General features: G+C 69.2%; 20 protein-coding genes. 7 read left to right on the top strand and 13 right to left on the bottom strand.

The features are described 5' to 3' along the window. Window positions 1–56: 56 nt before the first annotated feature. Window positions 57–860, bottom strand: a complete 804-nt coding sequence (locus tag AC3A3G_RS13725) for a potassium channel family protein (protein ID WP_125900726.1) — start codon at window positions 858–860, stop codon at window positions 57–59. 49 nt (window positions 861–909) lie between these two features. Between AC3A3G_RS13725 and dapF the strand changes: the two genes are divergently transcribed. After that, a complete protein-coding gene (gene dapF / locus AC3A3G_RS13720) occupies window positions 910–1809 on the top strand; it encodes a diaminopimelate epimerase (RefSeq protein ID WP_487488435.1) in 900 nt (299 codons plus the stop codon). Window positions 1810–1909: 100 nt separating this feature from the next. Then, window positions 1910–4189 carry an NADP-dependent malic enzyme gene (locus tag AC3A3G_RS13715; protein WP_200167328.1) on the top strand — a complete coding sequence of 760 codons (2280 nt, stop codon included), beginning with the start codon at window positions 1910–1912 and terminating at the stop codon, window positions 4187–4189. A gap of 79 nt (window positions 4190–4268) precedes the next feature. Here AC3A3G_RS13715 and AC3A3G_RS13710 read toward each other — a convergent pair whose 3' ends face one another. The 8 genes from AC3A3G_RS13710 to rsmI form a co-directional block, all read right to left on the bottom strand. Next, window positions 4269–5954 (bottom strand): AmpG family muropeptide MFS transporter, encoded by a 1686-nt coding sequence (locus AC3A3G_RS13710; RefSeq protein ID WP_487488434.1) that lies wholly within the window; start codon window positions 5952–5954, stop codon window positions 4269–4271. A 54-nt stretch (window positions 5955–6008) separates the two neighbouring features. Continuing rightward, window positions 6009–7592, bottom strand: coding sequence for a response regulator (locus AC3A3G_RS13705; protein WP_487488433.1), 1584 nt, complete (start codon window positions 7590–7592; stop codon window positions 6009–6011). Between the two features lie 23 nt (window positions 7593–7615). Beyond that, entirely contained in the window at window positions 7616–9226 is a 1611-nt protein-coding gene (locus AC3A3G_RS13700) for a YifB family Mg chelatase-like AAA ATPase (RefSeq protein WP_487488432.1), read from the bottom strand. A gap of 66 nt (window positions 9227–9292) precedes the next feature. Further along, window positions 9293–9997, bottom strand: a complete 705-nt coding sequence (locus tag AC3A3G_RS13695; protein ID WP_368923136.1) for a hypothetical protein — start codon at window positions 9995–9997, stop codon at window positions 9293–9295. 26 nt (window positions 9998–10023) lie between these two features. After that, entirely contained in the window at window positions 10024–10974 is a 951-nt protein-coding gene (gene gshB / locus AC3A3G_RS13690; protein WP_200216170.1) for a glutathione synthase, read from the bottom strand. Window positions 10975–11187: 213 nt separating this feature from the next. Next, on the bottom strand, window positions 11188–12000 hold the full coding sequence (locus AC3A3G_RS13685) for a SirB1 family protein (RefSeq protein WP_125900733.1): 813 nt from the start codon (window positions 11998–12000) through the stop codon (window positions 11188–11190). Next, window positions 11997–12425 (bottom strand): YraN family protein, encoded by a 429-nt coding sequence (locus AC3A3G_RS13680; protein WP_200216169.1) that lies wholly within the window; start codon window positions 12423–12425, stop codon window positions 11997–11999. Before AC3A3G_RS13680 ends, AC3A3G_RS13685 begins: the two co-directional genes overlap by 4 nt. Further along, the gene (gene rsmI, locus AC3A3G_RS13675) at window positions 12422–13294 is read right to left on the bottom strand and encodes a 16S rRNA (cytidine(1402)-2'-O)-methyltransferase (protein ID WP_200216167.1); all 873 of its coding nucleotides are present in this window, start codon (window positions 13292–13294) and stop codon (window positions 12422–12424) included. Before rsmI ends, AC3A3G_RS13680 begins: the two co-directional genes overlap by 4 nt. Before the next feature lie 124 nt (window positions 13295–13418). Between rsmI and AC3A3G_RS13670 the strand changes: the two genes are divergently transcribed. After that, window positions 13419–14108 (top strand): alpha/beta hydrolase, encoded by a 690-nt coding sequence (locus AC3A3G_RS13670; protein WP_200216165.1) that lies wholly within the window; start codon window positions 13419–13421, stop codon window positions 14106–14108. 20 nt (window positions 14109–14128) lie between these two features. On the opposite strand, the gene hemW is transcribed toward AC3A3G_RS13670, so the two are convergent. Then, window positions 14129–15259, bottom strand: coding sequence for a radical SAM family heme chaperone HemW (hemW, locus tag AC3A3G_RS13665; RefSeq protein ID WP_487488484.1), 1131 nt, complete (start codon window positions 15257–15259; stop codon window positions 14129–14131). Between the two features lie 100 nt (window positions 15260–15359). Then, window positions 15360–15962 (bottom strand): RdgB/HAM1 family non-canonical purine NTP pyrophosphatase, encoded by a 603-nt coding sequence (rdgB, locus tag AC3A3G_RS13660; protein ID WP_487488431.1) that lies wholly within the window; start codon window positions 15960–15962, stop codon window positions 15360–15362. Between the two features lie 440 nt (window positions 15963–16402). Between rdgB and AC3A3G_RS13655 the strand changes: the two genes are divergently transcribed. The 3 genes from AC3A3G_RS13655 to AC3A3G_RS13645 are packed head-to-tail and all read left to right on the top strand — an operon-like array spanning window position 16403 to window position 17889. Continuing rightward, on the top strand, window positions 16403–17008 hold the full coding sequence (locus AC3A3G_RS13655) for a DUF2975 domain-containing protein (protein WP_234287892.1): 606 nt from the start codon (window positions 16403–16405) through the stop codon (window positions 17006–17008). A 24-nt stretch (window positions 17009–17032) separates the two neighbouring features. Beyond that, complete coding sequence (locus AC3A3G_RS13650; RefSeq protein ID WP_003166522.1) at window positions 17033–17266, top strand: helix-turn-helix domain-containing protein; 234 nt, start codon at window positions 17033–17035, stop codon at window positions 17264–17266. Window positions 17267–17268: 2 nt separating this feature from the next. Continuing rightward, window positions 17269–17889, top strand: coding sequence for a Smr/MutS family protein (locus AC3A3G_RS13645; RefSeq protein WP_200216163.1), 621 nt, complete (start codon window positions 17269–17271; stop codon window positions 17887–17889). On the opposite strand, the gene ccmB is transcribed toward AC3A3G_RS13645, so the two are convergent. Next, window positions 17886–18551: a heme exporter protein CcmB gene (gene ccmB, locus AC3A3G_RS13640; RefSeq protein ID WP_200167288.1), complete on the bottom strand. Its 666-nt coding sequence runs from the start codon at window positions 18549–18551 to the stop codon at window positions 17886–17888. The genes AC3A3G_RS13645 and ccmB overlap by 4 nt on opposite strands. Beyond that, window positions 18548–19168, bottom strand: a complete 621-nt coding sequence (gene ccmA, locus AC3A3G_RS13635) for a heme ABC exporter ATP-binding protein CcmA (protein ID WP_200216162.1) — start codon at window positions 19166–19168, stop codon at window positions 18548–18550. Before ccmA ends, ccmB begins: the two co-directional genes overlap by 4 nt. Before the next feature lie 186 nt (window positions 19169–19354). Between ccmA and acnA the strand changes: the two genes are divergently transcribed. Beyond that, window positions 19355–22060: an aconitate hydratase AcnA gene (gene acnA, locus AC3A3G_RS13630; RefSeq protein WP_487488430.1), complete on the top strand. Its 2706-nt coding sequence runs from the start codon at window positions 19355–19357 to the stop codon at window positions 22058–22060. Window positions 22061–22173: the final 113 nt, after the last annotated feature.

The raw sequence follows: 22173 nt of genomic DNA, 5'->3' as shown, positions 1-22173 counted from the left end.
AGGGGGCAAGCGTGTGTAATCTTACAGGCTTGTAATCTTTCGCCGCAGGGCGCGCCTCAGTCGCCGTCGTCGGGGATGCACAGGATCTGGCCGCAGGCCTTGCAGTGGACGGCGTCGGGATCGTGCTTCTGCAGCCCGCATGTGGGGCAGGGGAACTTGACCTTGTGCGGCCGGATCAGGGTCTGGGCCAGGCGGATGAACAGGGTGATGCCCACCAGCATGACGACGATGGAGATGACCCGCCCCCAGTTACCCGGCAAGGTGATGTCGCCGAAGCCCGTCGTCGTCAGGGTGGCGACGGTGAAATAGAGGGCGTCCAGATAGCCGTTGATGTGCTCGGCCTTGCCCCGGAAGTAGGCGTAGACGAAGCCGGTGGTCACAAAGACGAAGGTGACCAGGGCGGTCAAGGCGCGCGTGACCTCCTCGACCCGCGTGTCGTCGAAGCGGCGGCCGATGGTGCGCCAGAACAGGTCGCTGTTCAGCAGGCTCCAGAAGCGCAACAGCCGCAGGAAGCCCAGATTGGCCAGCCAGGCCGGGAACAGCAGGGTCGCCAGGACGAACAGATCGACCCAGACGATCGGCCGCTTCAGCCACGACCGGATGTCGGAATAGGCGTAGGCGCGCGCCGCCAGGTCCAGCCCCAAGACGGCGGCGATCAGATAGTCCAGCACATAGAAGGCCCAGCCCGCCTCCTTCAGGATCGGCGTGGCCAGGAAGAAGCCGATTATGATCAGATCGATGACGATGACCATCAGGCGGAACTTCACCGCCGCCGGCTGTGAGCCGTGATAGAGGTAGCGCAAACGCGCCCTCAGCCGCAGCCCGTCGGATTTGGCGGTTTGGCTCTGGTCAGACGTCATCGCCGCCACCGATACATGAACCGGCGAAAAATCCTATATGAAGACGAACATGAGCCAGTCCGCCCGACCCTACATCCGCATGAACGGCGCCGGAAACGCCTTCATCGTCGTCCAGGCCTTTGAAGCGCCGTTCCACCCGACTGAGGATCAGGTGCGCACCCTGGCCGATCCGGCGGCGGGTCTGGGCGGCTTCGACCAGTTGATCGGCGTCGAACCGTCCGAGACGGCCGACGCCTTCATGCGCGTCTGGAACGCGGACGGCTCCATGGTCGAGACCTGCGGCAACGCCCTGCGCTGCGTCGGCTGGCTGCTGCTGGCGGCGACCGACAAGGAAGAGGTGGTCATCGACACCTTGAGCGGGCCGACCACCGCGCGCCGCGCTTCTCTCCCATCAGGCCGCGTCGGGTCGGGAGATCCCGCAGGGTCGACGGCCGCGGCCCAGCATCAAGTCACCGTGGACATGGGCGCGCCGCGCCTCGACTGGGCCCAGGTGCCGCTGTCCGAAGAAATGGACACGCGCGGGATCGAGCTGCAGGTCGGGCCGATCGACGCCCCCGTGCTGCACACGCCGGGCGCCGTCTCGATGGGCAACCCCCACGTTGTCTTCTTCACCGACCGACAGGACGACGCCTTCGTGCGCGGCTCCGGCTCCCTGATCGAACACCACCCCCTGTTCCCCGAAGGGGTCAACGTCGGCTTCGCCGACGTGCTGGCCCGGGATCACATTCGGTTGCGGGTATGGGAGCGCGGCGCGGGCCTGACCCTGGCCTGCGGCACGGGCGCCTGCGCCGCCCTGGTCGCCTCGGCGCGACGCGGTCTGACCGACCGAAAGGCCGCCGTGACGGTCGACGGCGGCGAACTGATCATCGACTGGGACGAGGCGTCCGGCCACGTTTTCATGACCGGCCCGGTCGAGATCGAAGGAACAGGACTCCTGCCCGCCGGGTGACGGAGAAACCACGCAATCGGCCTTGACCCAGCGTCAGCGGTTGTCGCCGCCGATCCCACGATCTAGGAACGAAATGCGCCTGCCCCTTCCCGAGATCGAAATGCCCGAATTGACCGACAAACAGACCTTCTCCGACGACGACGCTCTGGAGTTCCACAGCGCGCCGACGCCGGGCAAGATCTCCATGGCCCCGACCAAGCCGATGGCGACCCAGCGCGACCTGTCGCTGGCCTATTCGCCGGGCGTGGCCGTGCCGGTCCTGGCCATCGCCGCCGATGCGGACAAGGCCTACGACTACACCGCCAAGGGGAACATGGTCGCCGTCATCTCGAACGGCACCGCCATCCTGGGCCTGGGCAACCTGGGCCATATGGCGTCCAAGCCGGTGATGGAAGGCAAGTCGGTCCTGTTCAAGCGCTTCGCCGACGTCGACAGCTTCGACGTCGAGGTGAAGACCACCGACCCGGACGAGTTCGTCACCGTGGTCAAGAACATCGGCGACACCTGGGGCGGCATCAACCTGGAGGACATCAAGTCCCCCGAGTGCTTCGAGATCGAAGCCCAGCTGCAGGATCTGCTGGACATCCCCGTCTTCCATGACGACCAGCACGGCACGGCCATCATCTCGACCGCCGGCCTGATCAACGCCGCCCATATCGTCGGCAAGAAGCTGGAAGACCTGAAGGTCGTCCTGTCGGGCGCCGGGGCCGCAGGCCTGTCGTCCATCGCCCTGATGAAGGCCGCCGGCGTCAAGGCCGAGAACACCGTCATCTGCGACCGTCAGGGCGTGATCTACAAGGGCCGCGACAACGTCTCGCAATGGCAGGCGGCGCACGCCACCGACACGCCGCTGCGCACCCTGGCCGAGGCCATGGTCGGCGCCGACGTGGTGCTGGGCCTGTCCGCCAAGGGCGCGATCTCCAAGGAAATGGTCGCCTCCATGGCGCCCAATCCGATCATCTTCGCCATGGCCAACCCCGATCCGGAAATCACCCCGGAAGACGTCAAGTCGGTGCGTTCGGACGCCATCATCGCCACCGGCCGTTCGGACTATGTGAACCAGGTCAACAACGTCCTGGCCTTCCCCTATCTGTTCCGCGGCGCCCTGGACGTGCGCGCGCGCCAGATCAACCACGAGATGAAGATCGCCTGCGCCCAGGCCCTGGCGGCCCTGGCTCGCGAGGACGTGCCGGACGAAGTCGCCGCCGCCTATCGCGGCCGCAAGCTGAAGTTCGGCCCGGAATACATCATCCCGACCCCGTTCGACCCGCGCCTGATCTGGTACATCCCGCCCTTCATCGCCCAGACGGCGATGGAGACCGGCGTGGCGCGAAAGCCCATCGCCGACATGGACGCCTATCGCATCGCCCTACGCCAGCGGGTCGATCCGTCCGCCGCCCTGATGCAGAAGATCCAGGCCAGCGTGCGCTCGGGTCCGAAGCAGCGCGTCGTCTTCGCCGAGGGCGAGGAGCAGTCGGTCATTCGCGCCGCCTGGGCCTTCAAGCAGGCGGATCTCGGCGTGCCGATCCTGGTTGGCCGCGAAGAACTGATCCGCCAGAACGCCGTCGAGGCCGGCCTCCACTTCGACGACCTGGGCATTCAGATCATGAACGCCCGCGTGTCCGAGCGAAACGCCGAATACGTCGAGTGGCTGTACGCCCGCCTGCAGCGCCGCGGCTATTTGCGCCGCGACGTGCAGCGCATGATCAACCAGGACCGCAACTACTTCGCCGCCGCCATGGTCGCGCGCGGCGAGGCGGACTGCATGGTCACCGGCGTCACCCGCAACTTCAACATGGCCTTGAAGGAGGTCCGCCGCGTCCTCGACGTCACGGACCGCATGATCGGCCTGTCGATCCTACTGGCCAAGGGCCGCACCCTGTTCGTGGCCGACACCTCGATCCATGAACTGCCCAACGCCGCCGAATTGGCCGAGATCGCGGTCAAGGCCGCCGCCACGGTCAAGAAGCTGGGCCGCAAGCCGCGCGTGGCCTTCCTCAGCTACTCGACCTTCGGCGACCCGCCGGGCGATCGCGGCGAGAAGGTGCGCGAAGCCATCCGCATCCTGGACGCCATGGACGTCGACTTCGAATACGAAGGCGAGATGCCGCCGGAGCTGGCGCTCAACCCCGAGGCGCGCGCCAACTATCCCTTCATGCGCCTGACCGGAGACGCCAACGTCCTGGTCATGCCGGCCATCCATTCAGCGGCCATCTCGACCCGTCTGGTCCAGTCGCTGGGCGGCGCCACGGTGATCGGCCCCCTGCTGGTCGGCCTCGAGAAGTCGGTGCAGATCGTGCCTCTGGGCGCCTCGGTCGGCGAGATCATCACCGCCGCCACCTTCGCCGCCTACGCCGAAGGGGTGGAGATCGAGGACTGATCATCCGCTCTGTCGCGGCGACGTTGAGAGGCGGCCTTCGGGCCGCCTCTTTGCGTTCCAACTCGGGGCGCTTCAGCCTCTAGGAATCCAGGTTGAGGCGACTGCGCTCCATCGTCAGACGCCCCCACTCCATCGCGCAGAACACCACCGCCACCACGCCCAGCCAGGCCGCGATGACGAACATGGCCGCATAGCCCTGACGCTCGATCAACTCGCCCAGGGCGCCGCGCCCCAGGGTGCCGATCAGCAGGGCCAGCGAGGTGAAGACGGCGAACTGCACCGCCCCGAACATCTTGTTCGACAGGGCCGACAGATAGGCCACGAAGGCCGCGCCCGCGAAGCCGCCGGCGATGTTCTCACCCGCAATGGCCATCATCAGCCGCGCCAGGGGCTCGCCCACGCCGAAGGCGCCGAACAGCTTGTAGAGGCCGGTCGCGCTCATGAAGCCGCCGATCACCGGCGCGCCCATGGCCAGGTCCATCATCAACAGATTGGTCGCCGCCGACAGGGCCGCGCCCAGCAGCAGACTGGCCATCCGCCCGATGACCAGCAACGCCCAGCCGCCCAGGGCGATGCCGACGATGGTCATGACCACGCCGAAGGTCTTGGAGGCCAGGGCGATCTCGGTCTTGGTGTGGCCCAGCGCCCCGCCCGTGTCCCCCATGTAGAAGGGGAAGGCGAACGGCCCCCAGACGCCGTCGGTGATGCGATAGGTCAGGATCAGGCCGAGCACGATGACGGCGCCCCAGCCCAGACGCCCCATCAGCTCGACCAAGGGCGCCAGGATGGCGTCGTAGAGGGTGTCGGCGAAACTCGTTCCCTTGGCGCTCGACGGCGACGATAATGGGGCCGACTTGCCGCCGCGCCAGACGATGATCCCGGCTAGGACGGCCGGCAGGATCACCGCCATGCCCACAATCCACGGCCCCCAGACGGCGGTGAACTCTCCGGCGCTGGGCGCAGGCTTGACCGTCAGGGCCGTGACCATGAAGCGCACCAGCATGAAGGCGGCCCAGGCCCAGGCGGCCAGGGTGACGACCAGGGCGGTCATGCGCAGGCGCGGCGAGCCGATGCGCTCGCGCGCGATGGCGGCGCGCGGCGCGGCCTTGGGCTCGGGCGCGATCAGCGTGCCCAGAACGCCCAGCCCCATCAGCCCGGCGCCGATGACGAAGGTCGCCGACCAGCCCAGCTGATCCGCCAGCACCAGGGCGCCCGCCCCGCCGACCAGGGCCGCCGTGCGGAAACCCAGCTGATAGACGGTCGACAGCAGGTCGACCGGCGTCCGCTCGTCGGCCACCTCGATCCGCCAGGTGTCGATGACGATGTCCTGGGTCGCCGAGGCGAAGGCGCCCAGGGCCGCGGCGCCCGCCAGCACCACGATGGCCCCCGTCCCTGGATGCGACAGGGAGATGGTCAAAAGCGCGCCCGCCAGCACGATCTGGCACAGGATCAGCCACGACCGACGCCGGCCCATCCGGCCGATCAGCGGCGGCGTCAGCCCGACCGCGGGCGACCACAGGAACTTGAAGGCCCCGAACAGCCCGACCCACGACAGGACGCCGATGGTCGCCACCGACACCCCCGCATCGGACAGCCAGGCGTTCAGCGTTCCGAACAACATGGCGAAGGGCAGGCCCGCCGAGAAGCCGAGCAGCAGCATGGCCAGGGTGCGCCGCTCGCGGAACGCCGCCTTGAGCACGCCCAGGCCCTTGGGAGACGGCTGCAACGCCGCGACCTCGGAAGCGGGCGTCTTGGAATCGGTCATGCGTGGCTCCGGCGGGGCGCCGCCGGGCGATACGGACGACGGACTACTGGCAGATCAGGAAGCGGCGACCTTGGCGCGGTTGGCGGCGTTCGTCCAGCGGGCCAGGGCGACTCGCAGGGCGTCCGCCTCCAGCGGCTTGGCCAGATGATCGTCCATCCCGGCCTCGAGGCAGGCGACGCGATCCTCGGCGAAGGCGTTGGCGGTCAGGGCGATGATCGGCGTCTGGTCCCCGCGCGCCCGCAACGCCCGCGCGGCGCTCGGTCCGTCCAGGCGCGGCATCCGCATGTCCATGAAGACCAGATCGAACCGCGCCGCCTTCAGGGCGTCTAGCGCCTCCTGGCCGTCGGCGGCGGTCTGGACCACACAGCCCTCGCGTCGCAGCAAGGTCTTGGCCAGAAGGGCGCCGACCGGATTGTCCTCGACCAGCAGCACCCGCACGCCCTTGAAGGCCACATGGGCCACGCGATCGTCGTCGCCGGGCCGCACCGGCGGCGAGGGCAGGCCGCGGCGCGGCGCAGCGGCCGCCAGCACGCGCTCCGCCAGCGACTCGCGGCGCAGGGGCTTGATCAGATAGCCGCAGAAGCCCGCCGCCCGGTAACGGCTGATCAGGTCGCGCTCGGAGGGACGCAGCAGGATGATGGTCTGACCCTGGCTGGGCCGAGCCGCCAGCGCTTCCTCTTCGGCGCCGGCGTGGTCGATCAGGGTCACGCCGGCCTGACGCGCCACCCGACCGCCCGAGGCCTCGATCTGATCGGCCGCCGCCCGGCGCACGAAGGGGTCCGGCGTGCGGATCGCCACCGCCAGCCCGTCCAGAGGGCGCGCGCGCGCCTCGGCGTCGGCCACGACCGGAAACTCGGCTTCAAAGCGAAATCGGGCGCCGGGACCATCCGGCCGATCCTCGACCACGGCGTCGCCGCCCATGGCGCGGGCCAGCCGTCGCACCACCGCCAAACCGAGGCCCGCCCCGTCGAACCGGGCGGCGTCCGAGATGTCGGCGTGTCCGAACTCCTCAAAGATGCGGCCGCGCGCCGCTTCGGGCACGCCGGGGCCGGTGTCGTCGACGATGAAGGCCAGGCGCGCAGGCGCCCCATCCATGCGTTCGCCGACCGCCTCAACCGCCAGGCGCACCCCGCCCCGGTCGGTGAACTTCACTGCATTGCCCGCCAGGTTGAACAGGATCTGCCGCAGGCGACCCTCATCGGCGACGACATCCGGGGCGTCGGCGGCGACCGACCAGACGATCTCCAATCCCTTGTCGTGGGCGCGCGGGCTGAGCAGTTCGGCCACGCCGCGCACCAGGCCTTCCAGTTCGACCGGCGCAGGGTCGAATTCCAGCGCCTCGGCCTCCAGCCGGGCGTAGTCCAGCAGATCATTGACCAGGCCCAGAAGATGCTCGGCCGATTTCTGCGCCGCCTCGGCATAGGCGCGCTGGGCGCCGTCCAGACGGGTGCGCGACAGCAGGCCCAGCATGCCGATCACCCCGTTCAGAGGCGTGCGCATCTCATGGCTCATCAGTCGCAGGAATTGCTGCTCAGGCGAAGCGCCGTCGGCGGACGCCTCTATCGCGGCCTGCGCGACGTCGGGCGCGACAGGAAAGAGATCGCTCTGCGGCGACGGTTTGCGACGGGTCTGTCCCATAAGGCCACGCTAGGGCCGAGGGGTTAATTCCAGACGAACGGCGTTTGTCCCGCCTCGCCTTCCTGCACGGGAAACAGCGCGCGGCGACTGGCCTGACGATCGAAGTCCTCATGGGCGCCGACCGTGCTGCGCCGATACATCAGCGCCTCGGCCACATGGCGGCGCAGCACGCCGTCCGCGCCGTCCAGATCGGCGATGGTGCGCGCCAGACGCAGGGTGCGGGTCCAGCCCCGCGCGGTCAGTCCCCCGGCCTCCCCCGCCTTCATCAACAGGGCGCGGCCCGCCTGATCCGGCGCGGCGAACCGCTCCAGCGCCTCGCCCGAAGCCCGGGCGTTGAGGGCCTGCATTCCCGTCAACCCGGCCTCGACCATGCGGGCCTCCTGCATCTGCATGGCGGCGGCGACGCGGGCGGCGGCTTCGGCTGTCCCCTCGGCCGGGGCGGGCAGGATCATGTCGGCCGCCGTCACCGCCGGGGTCTCCACCGTCAGGTCGATGCGGTCGAACATCGGGCCGGAGATGCGGTTCTGATAGTCCTTCTGGCAGCGCGGAGCCTTGCCGCAAGCGCCCCGTCCCGGCCCGCCCAGCCCGCAGCGACAGGGGTTCATCGCCGCCACCAGCTGGAACCGCGCCGGATAGCGCACATGGGCGTTGGCCCGCGCCACCACGATCTCGCCCGTCTCCAGCGGCTGGCGCAGACTGTCCAGCGCCTGCGGCGAGTACTCGGGCAGTTCATCAAGGAACAGCACGCCGTTGTGCGCCAGGGAGGCCTCGCCCGGCTTGGCCTTCAGTCCGCCGCCGGTCAGGGCCGCCATCGACGCCGAATGATGCGGCGCCCTGAACGGCCGTTCACGCGTCAGCCCTCCGCGCTCGATCAGCCCGGCCACCGACCAGACCATCGACGTCTCCAGCCGCTCCATCGGCGTCAGCGGCGGCAGTAGGCCCGGCAGGCGCGCCGCCATCATCGACTTGCCTGATCCCGGCGGGCCGACGAACAGCAGATTGTGGCCCCCGGCGGCGGCGATCTCCAGCGCCCGCTTGGCGCCCTCCTGTCCCTTGACCTCGCGCAGGTCGGGCACGGCGCGCCCTTCCAGCACCGGCCCCGGCTGGGGCGGGCGCAGCACCTGGGTTCCGCGGAAATGGTTGATCAGGCCGATCAGGGAGCGCGGCGCCAGCAGCCGCGCCTCGCCCGCCCAGGCCGCCTCCGGCCCGTTGGCCTCGGGGCAGATGAGGCCCAACCTCATGGCGTTCACCGCCATCGCCGCAGGCAGGGTTCCGCCCACCGCAGCGATCTGACCGTCCAGACCCAGTTCGCCCACCGCAGCCCAACCGTCCAGAGCGTCCGGTCCGATCACCCCCATGGAGGCCAGCAGGGCCAGGGCGATGGGCAGGTCGAAATGGCTGCCTTCCTTGGGCAGGTCGGCGGGGGCCAGATTGGCGATCACCTTCTTCGCCGGCAGCGCCAGACCAATGCCCGCAAAAGCGCCGCGCACTCGTTCGCGGCTCTCGGCCACCGCCTTGTCCGGCAGGCCGACGATTGCGAAGGCCCCGGCGGGCGAGCCGACCTGCTGCACCTCGACGTCGACCCGGCGCGCATCGACGCCATCGAAAGCCACCGTCACCACCCGCGCGACCATGCCGTTCCCTCCCGCAGTCGAGAGAACAAATCACGAACCAATCAACACTGCAAGAGCGTTGTTCGGTCAGTTCGACGGCAGGTCGGCCTCCGGCGCGATCGTATGGATCACCTGACCCTCGGCGTTCAGGAACTGGATGGCGCCGAATCCTTCCTCGGTCACCGTCAGGCGCAGGCGCGGCTTGTCGTTCCTGTCCGACAGGGCGACGGCGGGCGTGCCGTCGGCGGCCAGCGACAGGCGCATCCGCGTCGGCGTCTGCACGCCCGGAACCAGCGCCCCGCCCAGCCCCGGTTCACGCACCAGCGGCGGCGCCTGGTTGAAGACGAAGCTGACCGAGCCGTCGGGCGACACCCGCCAGCCGACGGCGTCCATCGCCGGGTGATCCAGCGCCAGAACGGCCATGCCGTCCTCGACGTCTGCCGTGCCGAAACCGCCGCGCTCGCTGCCTTTGTCGTCGTAAAGGATCAGTCCGGCGACATTGAAGGCGCGCTTATATTGAATGCCGTCAATGATCGGCGGCGGAGTCGCGCCCGACAGGGTCATGCGGATGGTCCCGTCGGCGTCGACGATGTCGATACGCCGCGCACTGATGCGGTCGTGATCCGGCGTCTCGATCCGGGTCTGCGGCGTGCGGGTCTCGATGATCCGCTCCAGCACCTCCAGCGACGGGCGTTTCGGGGCGACGTCTGGCGAGGCCTCCTGGGCCGCCGCCGGGCAGGCGATCGCCAGCGCCAGGGCGGCGGACGCCCCGGCCTTGTTCAGTACGCTCATAAAGTCCCCTCCCGTGCAGCGCGGCGTCAGGCGGCCGCGCGTTTCCTTTGCTCGATGACTTCCCACATCCGCTCGGTCGCATCGATCCCGGCGAAGTTCAGCAACTGCTGGGCGCCGGTGGGCGAGGTCACGTTGATCTCGGTCAGATAGTCGCCGATCACGTCGATGCCGACGAAGATCAGGCCGCGCTCCTTCAGATAGGGGCCGATGGCGGCGCAGATCTCCAGATCGCGCGGCGTCAGCTCGACCGGCGCCGCCGTGCCGCCGACGCGCAGGTTGGAGCGCACCTGGTCCTTGGCCGGAATGCGGTTGATGGCGCCGACCGGCTCGCCGTCGATCAAGATGATGCGCTTGTCGCCCGCCGAAACGGCGGGAATGAATTTCTGGATCACCAGAGGATCGCGCGACCCGGCCGCGTGAATCTCGATCAGGGCCTCCAGGTTCGGATCATCCGCCTTCAGCCGCACCACGCCCGAACCGGCCGCGCCGTGCAGGGGCTTGAGCACCACGTCGCCGTGACGGCGGTGGAAGTCCACCAGAGCCTCGGGGTCGGACGACACCAGGGTCGGCGGCTGCAGGCCGGGGAAGAGGGTGGCGATCAGCTTCTCGGGCGCCGAGCGCACCTCGGCCGGGTCATTGACCACCAGGGTCTTGGGATGCACCCGCTCCAGCAGATAGGTGGCGGTGACATAGGCCATGTCGAACGGCGGATCCTGACGCATCAGGATGACGTCCACGTCCTCGGCCAGGTCCAGCCGCTGCTCGGGGCCGAAGTCGGCGTGGTTTCCCTGCTCGCGCTTCACCGTCACCGGACGGGCGCGGCAGAACAGACGGCCGTCCTCCAGCGCCAGGGTGCGGAAGTCATAGACCCACAGCTTGTGGCCGCGCGCCTGCCCGGTCAGGGCCATCAGGAAGGTGGTGTCCGACTCGACGTTGACCGCCTCGAGCGGATCCATCTGGATGGCGACCTTGAGCATGGGGTGTCCTTCTTTATTGCGCTATCGCTCGCGCCGCGGGCGCGCGCTGCTTGAGCTGATTTTTTAGTCGCTATCGCTCGCGCCGCGGGCGCTCGCTGCTTGAGCTGGTTTTTAGTGGCGCTAACGCTCGCCCTGGAGGCGCGCGCTGCTTGAGCGCCGAAGCGCCGTCAGTGCCTACTTGAGGCGCGAGGCTGCTCGCCGCAAGGCCGCGCTTCAGTTCAACCGCATCCGCACGCGGTCCAGCCGGGCGTCGCAGGCGGCGATCGGCTCGCCCAGGCTGCGGGCGCGCGACAGGGCCTGCATGGCGCCGGTCAGGGCGCCCTGCTTCTCGCGGGCGGCGGCCACGTCCAGCCAGGGGCGGTGATCCTCGGGGTCCAGCAGGGCGCGACGCAGGGCCGAGCGCTCGGCGCCTTCATAGTCGCGGGCCTGAAGGGCGCGGGTGAACAGGATGTTTTGCAGACGGATCAGAGCCTGACGCTCGCTGACCGGCGCCATCAGCAGGTCCAGACGGTCGGCCACATGCGGGGTCAGCCCCGCCAGCAGGGCGCGGCGCGTCAGCTCCGACGGCAGGACCAGCCGCCCCTGGCTGAACGGGTCCAGCGCCACCGGCCCCTCGGGCGTCTCGACCCGCAGCAGGACGTGGCCGGGAAAATCGACGGGCGCCGCCGTCAAGCCGGCCCGGCGCGCCGCGTCCAGATAGAAGATGACCAGCACCGCCGACAGGCCCCGCCGCCGCTCGGCCACGTCGATCACGTCCGTGTTGGCCGGATGGTCGTAGTTCAGCAGGTCGCCGTTCAGACGCAGGTCGCCGGCCAGGGCCTCGGTCAGGGCGTCGTCGGGGCTTTCGTTGGCGGCCCGCTCCTTGAGCCGCTGGGCCGCGTGATCGGCCAGAATGCGCACGCAGTCGGCGTCGCGGAACGGATAGTCGTGGATGGCGCAGGCGATGGCGCAATCCAGCAGGGGGAAGGCTTCGTCCGCCCCCTGTCCCGCCTGGGCCAGCACCGCCTCTGCTTCCTCGCGCGTCAACGCCGGTCCGCTCCCGTGGAGATCACGCCGCGAAGATGACGCGGAAAACGTCCGGGGGCCAGCGCCACCATGTCGATTCTCAGGTCCAGACCCGACAGGGCCGGTCGCCCGCGCGCCGCCGCCTCGGCCGCGCGGATCAGGCGCTGGTGCTGGTCCGGTCCCAGGGCCAGGGTCGCGGCCTCCAGCGTCGCGCGGCGCTTGACCTCGACGGCGGCCAGGACGCGCCCGCGCCGGGCCAGGATGTCGATCTCTCCGCCCCGGCCCTTCAGGCGGAAGGCCAGAACCTGATAGCCCTTGAGCATCAGCCACACGGCGGCGATCCACTCGGCGTCATGCCCCTGACGATGCGACCGCCCGCCCAGGCTGCGGCGCCAGCCCGCCTTGGACGTCTTCGGCGGCGGATGCGGTCGCAGGGCCTGACTCACCGCCCCTTCAACTCCAGCGCGCGCTTGTAGAGCGGCTTGCGCGGCAGGCTCAGCGCCTTGGACACCTCGGCGGCCGCCTCGCCGGGCGGCAGGCGGGTCAGGGCCTCGGCCAGGGCGGCGTCGGCGTCGGCGGCGCTGGCCGTCTCGGCCTCGCCGGGGCCGACCACCACCACGATCTCGCCCTTGGGCGCGTCCAAACGCGGATCGACGGCCAGATCGGCCAGGTCGCCGCGCACGCATTCTTCATAGAGCTTGGTCAGTTCGCGGGCGACGGCGGCCGGGCGGGCGCCCAGCACCTCGGCCATGTCGGCCAGGCTGTCGCGCAGGCGCGGCCCGCTCTCGAAGAAGACCAGGGTCTGACGGCCGGGCCGCAGCTCTTCCAGCGCCGTGCGGCGCGCCGCCGACTTGGGCGGCAGGAAGCCCGCGAACAGCACCCGGTCGGCGGGCAGGCCGGCGATGCACAGGGCGGCCAGCAGGCTGGACGGACCCGGCACGGGGTGAACCGGCAGACCTTCAGCCACGGCCGCCCGCGCCACCACATAGCCGGGGTCGGACACCAGCGGCGTGCCGGCGTCCGACACCAGGGCCACCACCTCACCCGCCTTCAACCGCTCGACGGCGATCTCGGCGGCGCGGTTCGAGGCGTGGTCGTCGCACCGCTCCAGCCTGGCCTTCAGCCCATAAGCGGTCAGCAGCTTGGCCGTCACCCGCGTGTCCTCGGCCAGCACCAGATCGGCCGCCGCTAGCACGTCCAACGCCCTCAGCGTCATATCGCGCAGATTGCCGATCGGCGTCGCCACCAGATAGAGGCCCGGCGAAACGGGGCGCGCGGGCGGAGCGGTCGGCGGGAACAGGGAGGCGTCGGACATGACGCCATCCTAGTCACCGTCACGGTGTCGTGAAAGCGGCGACCATCAGGGAATGCGAGCGGCCTTGACACATTTCGGCCACACGCGGCGTCAGAGCCGCTGAACTCCAAGGAAAACCGAGCCGATGTCCAAATCCGCCTCCATCGTCCTCGTTCACGGTTTCTGGGGGGGCGCCGCCCATTGGGGCAAGGTCATCACCGAACTGGCCAAGCGCGGCTACACCTCCATTCATGCAGTCGAGATGCCGCTGACCTCGCTTGCCGACGACGCCGAGCGCGTGCGCAAGATGGTGCGCCAGCAGGAAAGCCCGGTCATCCTCGTCGGCCACTCTTACGGCGGAGCGGTGCTGTCCGAGGCCGGCGACCTGCCCAATGTGGCGGCCCTGGTCTTCGTCGCCGCCTTCGCGCCCGACGCAGGCGAAAGCCCCGGCGCCATCACCCAGCAGGATCCTCCGGCCGCCGCCCCCAACCTGGCCCCCGACAGCGACGGTTATCTGTGGATCAAGGCCGACAAGTTCCATGAGAGCTTCTGCCAGGATCTGACGGCGGACGAGGCCCTGGTCATGGCGGTGACGCAGAAGGCGCCCCTAGCCACCACCTTCGGCGACGCGGTCACGGCGCCCGCCTGGCGCAGCAAGCCGAGTTGGTATCAGGTTTCGAGCCAGGACCACATGATCGCCCCGACCAATCAGCAACGGATGTCGGCGCGGCTGAACGCCCGCAAGGTCATCACCCTGGACGCCAGCCACGCCTCCCTGGCGTCGCATCCGTCGGAAATCTGCGACCTGATCGAAGAGGCGGCGGCGACCGTCTGATCGTCTGATCGTCTGATCGTCTAGACCAGCAGGCTCTTCAGCACCGCGTCCAGCAAGGGACGGCCCGTCGCCGTGGCGGCGACGCGGCCGTCCTTGAGACTCAGGAATCCGTCTGTCAGAAGGTCGGACAGCCGACCCTCGTCCGCCGACAGGCCCAGCCGCTGCAGCAGGGACAGGGACACGCCCTCGACGGTGCGCAGGCCCAGCAGCACGCGCTCTTCGTCGGCGTCCTGCGGCTCCAGAACCTCGCGCTCGGCCCAGGGCGATCCGGCAGCGACACCCGCGACATAGTCGCCGATACGGCGCGCAGCCACGGTGGCGATCCGCCCCTCGGCCAGCGTCAGCCGCCCGTGCGCGCCGGGGCCGAGACCCAGATAATCCCCGCCGCGCCAGACATGCAGGTTGTGGCTGGAGCGCGCCGCCACGTCGCGGGCGTGGTTGGACACCTCATAGGCCTCGAACCCCGCCTCCTCGAGCGTCGTCTGCGTGGCTTCATAGAGGGCGGCGGCCAGATCCTCGTCCGGCGGCGACCAGGCGCCGCGCGCCACGGCCCGGCCGAAGGCCGTCGTCCCCTCTATGGTCAACTGATAGGGCGAGACGTGCTCGAAGCCGAGATCCAGCGCCGTGGTCAGCTCGGCCGTCCAGTCGGCGACGCCCTGGCCCGGCCGGGCGTAGATCAGGTCAATCGACAGCCGCGGAAAGGCCTGCGCGGCCAGGGCGATGGCGCGGCGCGCCTCGGCGGCCGAATGGTCGCGGCCCAGGAACTTCAGCGCCGCGTCGTCAAACGACTGTACCCCCATCGACAGGCGGTTGATCCCGGCCTGGGCCAGGGCGGCGTAGCGCCCGGCCTCCGCGTCGGTGGGATTGGCCTCCAGACTGATCTCAATATCGCCAGAAGGAGGGAACAGCGCCCTAGCCCGCGCCGTCACCGCCGCCACAGCGTCGGGCGGCATCAAGGACGGCGTGCCCCCGCCGAAGAAGATCGAGGCCAGGGCGCGCGGCCCGACCAGGGCGGCCTGCGCCTCCAGGTCGTTCAGGATGGCTTGCGCCAGCTCCGCCTGCTCCTGCGTCCGCCCCCGGTCGCGCACCACGTTGAAGTCGCAATAGGGACAGATGCGCGCGCAGTAGGGCCAGTGGACATAGAGGGCGATGGAGTCGCCGCCCTCGCGGAGGGCGGCTGCTTGAGGGACAGATTGATGCTTCCCCCTATCGCCGCGTTGGCGCAGGGCCGCGGCTCGTGCGGCGGTCGTCTCAGTCAATCAGCGCCGCCTTGAGGCGGGCGAAGGCGCAGGCGCGGTGGCTGAGAGCGTCCTTCTCGACCGCGTCCATCTCGCCGAAGGTCAGGGCGGAGCCTTCCGGCCGGAAGATCGGATCATAGCCGAAGCCCCGGTCGCCGCGCGGCGGGAAGACCAATTCGCCGTCAATCCGCCCCTCGACCACTACGCAAGGGCCGTCGGGCCAGGCCACGGCCAGGGCCGAGGTGAACCAGGCGCGGCGGTCGGTCGAGGCGATCTCCTCCAGCCGCTGCTCGACCTTCTTCATGGCCAGATCAAAATCCTTGGTCGGCCCGGCCCAGCGCGCGGAATAGATGCCCGGCGCCCCGTCCAGGGCTGCGACCGACAGGCCGGAATCGTCGGCCAGGGCGACCTCGCCCGAGGCCTGGGCCGCGTGGCGCGCTTTCAGCATGGCGTTGCCGACGAACGTGGTCTCCGTCTCGTCCGGTTCAGGCAGATTCAGCTCTCCGGCGGTGACGATCGTGTAATGTCCGTCAAGCAGCGCTTCGATCTCGCGCGCCTTGCCCGGATTGTGGGTGGCGGCGACGAGCCGCATCCCCTTGATCAACTTGAGATTCATGGCGCGACCTTAGCCCCGTCCGATCCATTGCGAAATGGTAACATCGTTAAACGATATGTAAGTTGGCTTTGGTCGGCGCACGACCTATCTTCATTTTCAAGGACGGACGGCCGCACCGTTCAAACGAGAGAAACATCTCGCAACAACGATCCAGCGGCACAACAGATACGCACAAAAAACGTGCATCGATGGAGAGACCGATATGCAAGCCATGCACAAAACCAATCTGATGGACCGTCTGGCGCACAGCCTGGGCAACGCCTTCCTGCTGGCCTCCCTGCCGGCCGCCGCGATCGCCCTGATCATCCAAAGCTTCTGACCGCTCCAGCGAGCGAGGGGGCTTTGACGATCGCCATGAACGCCGTGAAGAATAGAGCCGTGCGCGGGTCGGCCGGACCCGCCGCGGCGACGGCGCCCCTGTCCCCGGCCTGAGACGCCCGATGACGCGCTTGCGGAAACCGAAACCTCTCGGCCATCAGACGCCGCTGCGCGCGCCTCACTTCCGCACCCCGTTGCGCACCCTGGGCCCCGGCTCGGTCTCCAGCCTGCTGAAGATCGCCCTGGACGTGGCCTATGTGGTGATGATCCTCGTCACCGGCCTGCTGCTGCTTCTGTGGGTCGCCTCGATCTTCATCCCGATCGACAATCTGAACGTGACCGTCTCGGACGGCGCGGACGGTCGCGAGATGCCGCTGACCCGCCCGCTGCTGCTGTTCGCCCTGGGCGCCCTGAGCGCCTATTTCGGCGGCTTCCTCATCATCCTGCGCCATCTGCGCAAGATCTTCCGCACCCTGACCCTGGGCGACCCCTTCCAGCCGGACAATGTGCGCCGCCTGCGCCATGTCGGCCTGATCCTGGCCGTCGTCACCGGCGGCGTGTGGATCGTGCAGGGGCTGGTGGCCTCGCGCCTCGCCCCCGGCGTCATGGAGCCGCAAGGGATCAGCGACCTGCTCACCCCCGTCTTTTCCGTCCTGGTCGTCTTCGTCCTGGCCGAGGTGTTCCGCGAAGGCGCGCGCCTTCGTCGCGAATCCGAACTGACGATCTGATCGAGAAACGCTAAAGCTCACCCCATGGCCATCCGCGTCCAACTCGACCGCATCCTCGCCCAGCGCCGCATGTCGCTGACGGAGCTCGCCGACCGCGTCGGCGTGACCGTCGCCAACCTGTCCATCCTCAAGACAGGCAAGGCGCGCGCCGTGCGTTTCTCCACCCTGGACGCCCTGTGTCGCGAGCTGGACTGCCAGCCCGGCGACCTGCTGGCCCATGAGCCCGGTCCGCCGGACGCCTTCGACGACGAGGGCTGAGCGTGGCCCGCCCCCCTTCGGGCAAGGGACCGCCGAAAGCCGCATCCGCGACAGGCGACGACGACAAGCGCATCTGGAACAGGGTGACATCCACGGTAACGCCGCCCGTCCGCCGCAAGGCCGCGCGCGTGACGCCCGGCGCCGTTATTCCTACGCTTGGAGACGAAGCCGCGCCTCTCGTCGCATCGCCGTCGCGCGGCGTCGCGGGCAAGAAGCGCGCGACCGCCCTGACGCCCGCCTCAGCCGGACGAGCTACGACGCCTCCGCCCCCGAAGGCCGTAGCGCCACGCCCGCGCCACGCGCCCGAAGAGCTGGAGCCGCGCCGTCAGCGCCGCCTGTCGCGCGAACGCGATCCGATCGAGGCGCGCATCGATCTGCACGGCTTCGGCCGGTTCGAGGCCGAGGATCAGCTGCGCGGCTTCCTGATCGGCTGCCAGATGCGCGGCCTGCGCTCGGTGCTGGTTATCACAGGCCAGGGCAGGCGTGGCGGCGGGGTCATCCGCGCCTCGGTGCACGAATGGCTGACCAGTCCGCACCTGCGCGGAGTGGTGTCGGGCTTCGCCTCCGCTCACCAGCGCCACGGCGGCGACGGGGCGCTCTATGTGACGCTGAAACCGCGCTAGCCCTGCGCGTTCCTGACCGCCGCCGCGCCCGCAATCGGCGCGATCACCAGCGCGAACAGGACATAGGCGCCCAGCAGGGCCAGCGCCGAGGCCGGGCTCTGACCGCTGGCCGCGCGGGTCAAGGCGCCCGCGCCGAACACCACCGGAGGAATGAACAGCGGCAGCACCACCACGGCGATCAGCAGACCGCCGCGCCGCGCACCCAGCGCCAGCGCCGCGCCCAGCGCCCCGGTGAAGGCGAAGCCCAGACCGCCCAGCGCCGCCGACAATCCTGTCAGCACGATCAGCTCCGGCGGCTGGCCCAGGGCCAGGGCCGCGACCGGCGCGGCCAGCGCCAGCGGCAGGCCGGTCGCCAACCATTGCGCCAGCGCCTTGATCCCCACCACAGCCTCCAGCGGCAGGGGCCCGGTCGCCAGCAGATCCAGCGCCCCATCCTCCAGATCGCGCTCGAACATCCGCTCCAGCGACAGCAGGGAGGCCAGCGCCAGCGCCATCCACGATGCGCCTGACGCCGCCGGGGCCAGAACGCGCGGATCGCCGCCCGCCGCCAGCGGCAGGATGGCCGTCAGACACAACAGGAAGCCGCAGGCCAGCAGCGGCCCGCCGCCGCCGCCCCAGGCCAGAGACAGCTCGCGCGCGAACAGGGCGCGCACGGCCTTCATCGGACGCCTCCGAGATCAAGAGGGCGGGCCGGAACGGGCAGGGGGTCGTGCACGGCGGCCAGGATCATCCCCCCGCCCGCCAGATGCTCGGCCATCAACTCGGCGGCGACGCCGCGCCAGGCCTCGTCCAGCGGCGCCAGCGGCTCGTCCAGCAACCACAGGGCGCGCGGGGCGGCGACCAGGCGCGCCAGCGACAGCCGCCGCCTCTGTCCCGCCGACAGCTTGCGCGTTTCGAGGTCCAGCAGGGGCGCCAGCTTCAGCCGCTCGACGGCCGCGTCCATGGCGACGGCCGAACCGCCCAGCCATTCGACCTGAAAGCCCAGCTCTTGCCGCGCCGTGCGCTGGGGCTTCAGGCCCTCGTGGTGGCCCAGTAGGTGAAGCGCCGCGCGCCGCGCCGTCTCGGCCTCGATCTCGCCGTCCGCATCGTGAAAAACGACCGTGCCCTCATCGGGCCGGATGAAGCCCGCCACGGCGCGCAGCAGGCTGGTCTTGCCCGCGCCGTTGGCCCCGGTCAGCGCCGCCGCCTCGCCCGCCGACAGGGCGAAGGACAGGCCGCCGAACAACCGCCGCTCGCCGCGCGACAGGCTTAAGGCCGCGATCCCGAGACGGGTCAACATTTGCGAGTCTCTCTCAATGTCCACGTCGAGGGTGTGGATACATGGACGGCCCTCGCGCGCGGGACTATATGCGCTAGCGCCGCAGCAGGCTTTCGCCGCGCGCGCCGGGGACCTGTGCGCCCCGACGTCCAGCGCGCGAAGGCGCAACCGAATTGTCGGGCGGCGTTTGTCAGAGGACTACTCTCCATGCCGTCGATTGACAGCCTCAAGACCCGCCAAGACCTCGCGGTCGGGCGCAAGAAATACGCCTATTACAGCCTTCCCGCCGCCGAGGAAGCCGGTCTGGCCGGGATTTCCCGCCTGCCGCGCTCGATGAAGGTGCTGCTGGAGAACCTGCTGCGCAACGAAGACGGCGTCTCCGTCACCGAGGACGACCTGAAGGCCGTCGCCGCCTGGATCGAGAACAAGGGCGCCGTCGAGCACGAGATCGCCTTCCGCCCGGCCCGCGTGCTGATGCAGGACTTCACCGGCGTTCCGGCCGTCGTCGACCTGGCCGCCATGCGCGACGCCATGGACAAGCTCGGCGCCGACGCCAAGAAGATCAACCCGCTGGTCCCGGTCGACCTGGTCATCGACCACTCGGTCATGGTCGACCACTTCGGCAACGCCCAGGCCTTCGGCCAGAACGTCGAGCGCGAGTATGAGCGCAACATCGAGCGCTACAACTTCCTGCGCTGGGGCTCGTCGGCCTTCAACAACTTCCGCGTCGTGCCGCCCGGCACCGGCATCTGCCACCAGGTGAACCTGGAGAACCTGGCCCAGACCGTCTGGACCCTGGACGAAGGCAAGAAGACCGTCGCCTATCCGGACACCGTGGTCGGCACCGACAGCCACACCACCATGATCAACGGCCTGGCCGTTCTGGGCTGGGGCGTCGGCGGCATCGAGGCCGAGGCCGCCATGCTGGGCCAGCCGATCCCGATGCTGATCCCCGAAGTCATCGGCTTCAAGCTGACCGGCAAGCTGCCGGAAGGCGCGACGGCCACCGACCTGGTGCTGACCGTCACCCAGATGCTGCGCAAGAAGGGCGTGGTCGGCAAGTTCGTGGAATTCTTCGGTCCCGCCATCGCCGGCATGACCATCGAGGACCAGGCCACCATCGCCAACATGGCCCCGGAATACGGCGCCACCTGCGGCTTCTTCCCCGTCTCGCAGGCCACCATCGACTATCTGACGGCCACCGGCCGCGAGAAGGCGCGCGTCGCCCTGGTCGAAGCCTACGCCAAGGCGCAAGGCCTGTGGATCGACGAAGAGTCCGAAGAGCCGATCTTCACCGACGTTCTGGAGCTGGACATCTCGACGGTCGTGCCGTCGCTGGCCGGTCCGAAGCGTCCGCAGGACCGCGTTGAACTAACCGTCGCCGCCCCGTCGTTCGAAGAAGCCCTGACCGGCGTCTTCGCCCGTCCGGCCGACGCCCCGCGCGCCGCCGTCGAAGGCGAAAGCTTCGACATCGGCGACGGCGATGTGGTGATCGCCGCCATCACCTCGTGCACCAACACCTCCAACCCTAGCGTGCTCATCGCCGCCGGTCTGGTGGCGCGCAAGGCCAACGCCCTGGGCCTGAAGCCCAAGCCCTGGGTCAAGACCTCGCTGGCCCCCGGCTCGCAGGTCGTCACCGACTATCTGACCGACGCCGGTCTGCAGAAGGATCTGGACGCCCTGGGCTTCAACCTGGTCGGCTACGGCTGCACCACCTGCATCGGCAACTCGGGTCCGCTGGACCCGGCCGTGTCCAAGGCCATCAACGACAACGCCCTGGTCGCCACCTCGGTCCTGTCGGGCAACCGCAACTTCGAAGGCCGGGTGAACCCGGACGTCCAGGCCAACTACCTGGCCTCGCCCCCGCTGGTGGTCGCCTACGCCCTGGCCGGTTCGATGCGCATCGACATCACCAAGGAGCCGATCGGCAAGGACAAGAAGGGCAATGACGTCTTCCTCAAGGACGTGTGGCCGACCTCGCAGGAGATCGCCGCCATCCAGAAGAAGTCGGTCACGCCCAAGATGTTCGCCAAGCGCTACGCCGACGTCTTCAAGGGCGACGAACACTGGCAGGCGATCGCCGTCACCGGCGGTCAGACCTATGAGTGGGAAGACACCTCGACCTACGTCCAGAACCCGCCCTACTTCGAGGGCCTGACCATGGAGCCCGCTCCGGTCACGGACATCGTCGAGGCGCGCATCCTGGGCATCTTCGGCGACTCGATCACCACCGACCACATCTCGCCGGCCGGTTCGATCAAGAAGGCCTCGCCCGCCGGTCAGTACCTGACCAACCACGGCGTCGACGCCCTGGACTTCAACAGCTACGGCGCCCGCCGCGGCAACCACGAAGTCATGATGCGCGGCACCTTCGCCAACATCCGTATCCGCAACAAGATCACCCCGGACATCGAGGGCGGCGTCACCAAGCACTTCCCCTCGGAAGACACGATGTCGATCTACGATGCGGCCATGCGTTATCAGTCGGAAGGCCGCCCGCTGGTCGTGTTCGCCGGCAAGGAATACGGCACCGGCTCGTCGCGCGACTGGGCGGCCAAGGGCACCCGCCTGCTGGGCGTCCGCGCCGTCATCGCCGAGAGCTATGAGCGCATCCACCGCTCGAACCTGGTCGGCATGGGCGTCGTCCCGCTGCAATTCAAGGAAGACGGCTGGCAGAAGCTGGGCCTGACGGGCGAAGAGATCGTCACCATCCGCGGCCTGACCGACGCCAACGTCGGCAAGCTGAAGCCCCGCCAGGATCTTTGGGTCGAGATGTTCCGTCCGTCGGACGGCAAGATGGCCCGTTTCCCGGTCCGCTGCCGCATCGATAACCAGACGGAGCTGGACTACTTCAAGGCTGGCGGCGTTATGCCCTACGTCCTGCGCAACCTGGCACGCGGCGACGAGAAGTAAGCGGTCTCAAGCAGCGCGAAAGCGCGTTAGACCAACCAGAATGAAGGCCGGCGGAGCGATCCGCCGGCCTTTTTTTTTGGACGCCGGTCTACCCCTTCCGCTCATCCCGGCGG

Source organism: Brevundimonas sp. Soil_N_31 (genome assembly GCF_057655995.1).
This window is presented reverse-complemented; position numbering and strand designations above follow the sequence as displayed.

Bases quoted from the DNA above. Each gene is read 5' to 3' on its own strand.
- AC3A3G_RS13715 (WP_200167328.1), top strand. From the start codon at position 1,910: ATGCCCGAATTGACCGACAAACAGACCTTCTCCGACGACGACGCTCTG.
- acnA (WP_487488430.1), top strand. From the start codon at position 19,355: ATGCCGTCGATTGACAGCCTCAAGACCCGCCAAGACCTCGCGGTCGGG.
- AC3A3G_RS13650 (WP_003166522.1), top strand. From the start codon at position 17,033: ATGGCCATCCGCGTCCAACTCGACCGCATCCTCGCCCAGCGCCGCATG.
- ccmB (WP_200167288.1), bottom strand. From the start codon at position 18,551: ATGAAGGCCGTGCGCGCCCTGTTCGCGCGCGAGCTGTCTCTGGCCTGG.
- AC3A3G_RS13695 (WP_368923136.1), bottom strand. From the start codon at position 9,997: ATGAGCGTACTGAACAAGGCCGGGGCGTCCGCCGCCCTGGCGCTGGCG.
- rsmI (WP_200216167.1), bottom strand. From the start codon at position 13,294: ATGTCCGACGCCTCCCTGTTCCCGCCGACCGCTCCGCCCGCGCGCCCC.
- gshB (WP_200216170.1), bottom strand. From the start codon at position 10,974: ATGCTCAAGGTCGCCATCCAGATGGATCCGCTCGAGGCGGTCAACGTC.
- AC3A3G_RS13700 (WP_487488432.1), bottom strand. From the start codon at position 9,226: ATGGTCGCGCGGGTGGTGACGGTGGCTTTCGATGGCGTCGATGCGCGC.
- ccmA (WP_200216162.1), bottom strand. From the start codon at position 19,168: ATGTTGACCCGTCTCGGGATCGCGGCCTTAAGCCTGTCGCGCGGCGAG.
- rdgB (WP_487488431.1), bottom strand. From the start codon at position 15,962: ATGAATCTCAAGTTGATCAAGGGGATGCGGCTCGTCGCCGCCACCCAC.
- dapF (WP_487488435.1), top strand. From the start codon at position 910: ATGAGCCAGTCCGCCCGACCCTACATCCGCATGAACGGCGCCGGAAAC.
- AC3A3G_RS13725 (WP_125900726.1), bottom strand. From the start codon at position 860: ATGACGTCTGACCAGAGCCAAACCGCCAAATCCGACGGGCTGCGGCTG.
- AC3A3G_RS13705 (WP_487488433.1), bottom strand. From the start codon at position 7,592: ATGGGACAGACCCGTCGCAAACCGTCGCCGCAGAGCGATCTCTTTCCT.
- AC3A3G_RS13710 (WP_487488434.1), bottom strand. From the start codon at position 5,954: ATGACCGATTCCAAGACGCCCGCTTCCGAGGTCGCGGCGTTGCAGCCG.
- AC3A3G_RS13670 (WP_200216165.1), top strand. From the start codon at position 13,419: ATGTCCAAATCCGCCTCCATCGTCCTCGTTCACGGTTTCTGGGGGGGC.
- AC3A3G_RS13655 (WP_234287892.1), top strand. From the start codon at position 16,403: ATGACGCGCTTGCGGAAACCGAAACCTCTCGGCCATCAGACGCCGCTG.